Raw genomic sequence first — 2,896 nt, 5'->3', positions numbered from 1 at the left:
ATCCACACCTCGTCAGGATTTGCAGGATTCACGCGTCAATATGCCTGCTTCCTGCAAATCCAACAACACCGTTTCGGCATCACAGCCTTTCCGTATAAGCCGTCCAGGATTGTTCAGGTTCGACTATTTATCCGGTACAGGCTCGCATCGACCAACCTGAAACGGTGCCGTGGGTCGAACTGCATCAATCCGCACTCACGGGCATCAAAACGCACGATTCCAGCGCACCAGAAAACGGCCTGAAACCCACGCCACAAGGACCGGCGCCCCCAGCCACCCGGCGCATTAAAACCAGCCTGTCAAGCGAAGCCCGCAGGCGAGGAGGGGACCGCGCAGCAGCGGGCGCGGCGACCTCCCAATCGCTACCCTACCCCTGGCTCCCTCGCCCCTTGCCGCTCGCGTACAGGTCTACAGCAGCGTGGCGCCAACCTGGCCGAATGTCTTCGCCGGCCGAGCAACCCGAGCCCTGTAGCCGCTCTACCCGAGTAGGCTTGTGCTCACGCCGCGTTCCGATGGAAGATAGCGCAAGACTAATGAGGCGCAGCCGCCGCGACCGGCGACCAGGCGTCACCACAACCTGAGAGCTATGCACCGAGGAATTCCATGCCCGTTGAATGCACGTTCGTCCTGAACCATCGCAGCCTGTCGACGCTGACCTGCCCAGGCTTCGGAAGCGTTCCCGCCTTCTCCGGCAACGGCCGGTACATCAACGATCCGGGCTCGACTGCGGTCGCGGACAAAGGCCCCTTGCCCGCTGGCATCTACTACATCGTCGACCGCCAAAGCGGCGGCCACCTGGGCTGGTTCTGGGACACGGTGAAAGACACTGCCCTCAACACGCACCGCGCGGAATGGTTCGCGCTGTATCGCAACGACGGCCAGCTTGACGACTGGACGGCCATCAACGGTATCCGTCGCGGGCATTTCCGCCTGCACCCGGTCGGCCGCATGGGCGAAAGCGACGGATGCATCACGCTCGCGAGCCGAGCGCAGTTCGATAAGCTGCGCGCGTTCCTGAAAGCGCAACCGGCAATCCAGGTTCCGGGGACCGCATTGAAGGCGTACGGGAGGGTGACGGTTAGATGAAGACGATCGGTCGCATATTGCTGGCACTGGTGCTGACCTGGCCGATTTTCATCGGTGTCACGTCGCTACCGGCGCTGTCGCACTGGTTCGGTAACGGCGGGGAAGGATGGGATACGTTGTCGCTCGTGTTTCGCGCGCTCGGCTCCGCCGGCGGCGAACAAAATGAGGATATCTTCGTCGGTATTCTGCTGCTCGTCAGCTTCGCCGGCGCGCTCATTCTGTCGTTCATCCTCTTCGGTTTGATCGGCCGATTCCAGCGGTCGACCAATCGGGAAGCGTGACGCCTACGTAAAAAGGGCCGCGCCCGGTTGCCCGGTGCGCGGCCCTTCGTTTGGCTGATGGGATTCGTTACGCCGGCTTGTGCGTCTCGAGCCACTCCTTCAACGCGGCATTCACCCGCGTTGCCAGCCCCGGCCCGTCGCTTTGAAAGCATGCAGCACCTCGTCGTCGAGCTGAATCGTCGCCGCGGGTATGTTTGTGTGCACCTCAGGAACCTGTCCGACGCGAGTCAATTCGCGGACCGGTGTCCATCGTGGTTTACATACGGGGCGCTGGAGGACTTCGCGGCGGCAATGCAGAACGACTCCCGAGATTACGGCGACGGATAGACGTACCAAATACTCGGTCCCGCTTGCCGCGGGACCATCTTGCGAAGTATCAAACGAAATCGGAATTGGAAACGTCAAGGGGTTACGCAAGCCTCACGTAACCCCTTGATTTGTTTGGGGCTGCAGGACTCGAACCCGCCACCTGATGATTACAAAGCTCTTGAAATCATCAAGTATTACAAGCACTTAGAGAGCTTCGGCGTTTCCAAAACCTTTGATTATGCCGGCCTCCCAGCCTTATCTGGCAAGGCTCGGCGTCGAATTGGAAACGCGAATTCGTAGCGCCTACGCGCGACGCAGGACGAGTTCCGATTCGCATTCAAAATGGGCGATCGGTGACCCATATCCGTCAGACCCGACCCGGATTAAGCCCCTCTGAATTGCCCAACTACCGCGAATCACGTAGCTCTTCAGATCCCGCTCTGGATGGTCGTCGCCGCCATACCGCTCATAGTACTTTGACGAGTGCCACCGCGCCGCGATAGCGCCATTCGCGATTGTGCAACGGTAGCTTTTTCCTGCGCAAGCTGGAAGAAAGCGGGACTCGGTGGCGATAAGTCGGGGTGTCCAATCTGCCCGACCGCGCGGCGCCGTTCCGCAATCGGGGTAGGCTCTACCGAGCTTTCCATAGGCGGCGATGCGGCTGCCGCTGCATCGTGTTTTGGTTTCTCGAAAATCGACATCACACGACTGAACAGCCCCATTCCTTTCTCGAATGTCTTCGTTCCAAAATGACCGCGGGCCAAGGTCCCGCAAGGGCTACCGACTTGATCTAATCTGCAACACAATACGTGTCGCATGCACGTCCGACGAAACCACAATACCAGTATCGCGAGAAGCCCAAAATGACCAAAACAGTCGCACCGGCTACGACTGAGACCGCCTTCAGCTGCCCCTACTGTGGGACGCTGACAACACAGACATGGCATCGGCTTTACACCGAGCGCATCTCTGACGGAGACCGCACTCCTTTTCTCCCATCGCTCGCTCGACAAGAGGAGTTGCTTAAGGATGATGACTTGGACGAGGAAGAGCGACAACGCTTCACGAAATTTCTCAATCATCTCAACTCAGCCCCGTTACTATCTTCACACCCCGATAATTGGGGTTTTGGCCAGCCAGGCCCGGCATGATTCCCGCCCCCAGTCGCAGTCATGATCCGGGGGGTGTTGTCACCGGGCCTGGTGGGTGGCTGGTGATCG

Annotated in this window: 3 protein-coding genes and 1 pseudogene; 3 read left to right on the top strand and 1 reads right to left on the bottom strand. The window is 59.5% G+C overall.

The window, feature by feature from the left end:
• The 3 genes from WS62_RS38365 to WS62_RS21795 all read left to right on the top strand — a co-directional run.
• Positions 1-243: hypothetical protein (locus WS62_RS38365; RefSeq protein WP_231748378.1), on the top strand; the 243-nt coding region annotated here is incomplete at its 5' end.
• A 360-nt stretch (positions 244-603) separates the two neighbouring features.
• Positions 604-1,086 (top strand): DUF2778 domain-containing protein, encoded by a 483-nt coding sequence (locus WS62_RS21800; protein ID WP_066575165.1) that lies wholly within the window; start codon positions 604-606, stop codon positions 1,084-1,086.
• The gene (locus WS62_RS21795) at positions 1,083-1,367 is read left to right on the top strand and encodes a hypothetical protein (protein WP_066575161.1); all 285 of its coding nucleotides are present in this window, start codon (positions 1,083-1,085) and stop codon (positions 1,365-1,367) included. The genes WS62_RS21800 and WS62_RS21795 overlap by 4 nt, the downstream gene beginning before the upstream one ends.
• Before the next feature lie 67 nt (positions 1,368-1,434).
• On the opposite strand, the pseudogene WS62_RS38360 reads toward WS62_RS21795, so the two are convergent.
• A pseudogene (locus WS62_RS38360) lies at positions 1,435-1,553 on the bottom strand (BrnA antitoxin family protein); the annotation flags it as partial.
• Positions 1,554-2,896 lie beyond the last annotated feature (1,343 nt).

Source organism: Burkholderia sp. ABCPW 14 (genome assembly GCF_001523835.1).
In the GTDB taxonomy this organism is placed as follows: Bacteria; Pseudomonadota; Gammaproteobacteria; order Burkholderiales; family Burkholderiaceae; genus Burkholderia; species Burkholderia mayonis.
This window is presented reverse-complemented; position numbering and strand designations above follow the sequence as displayed.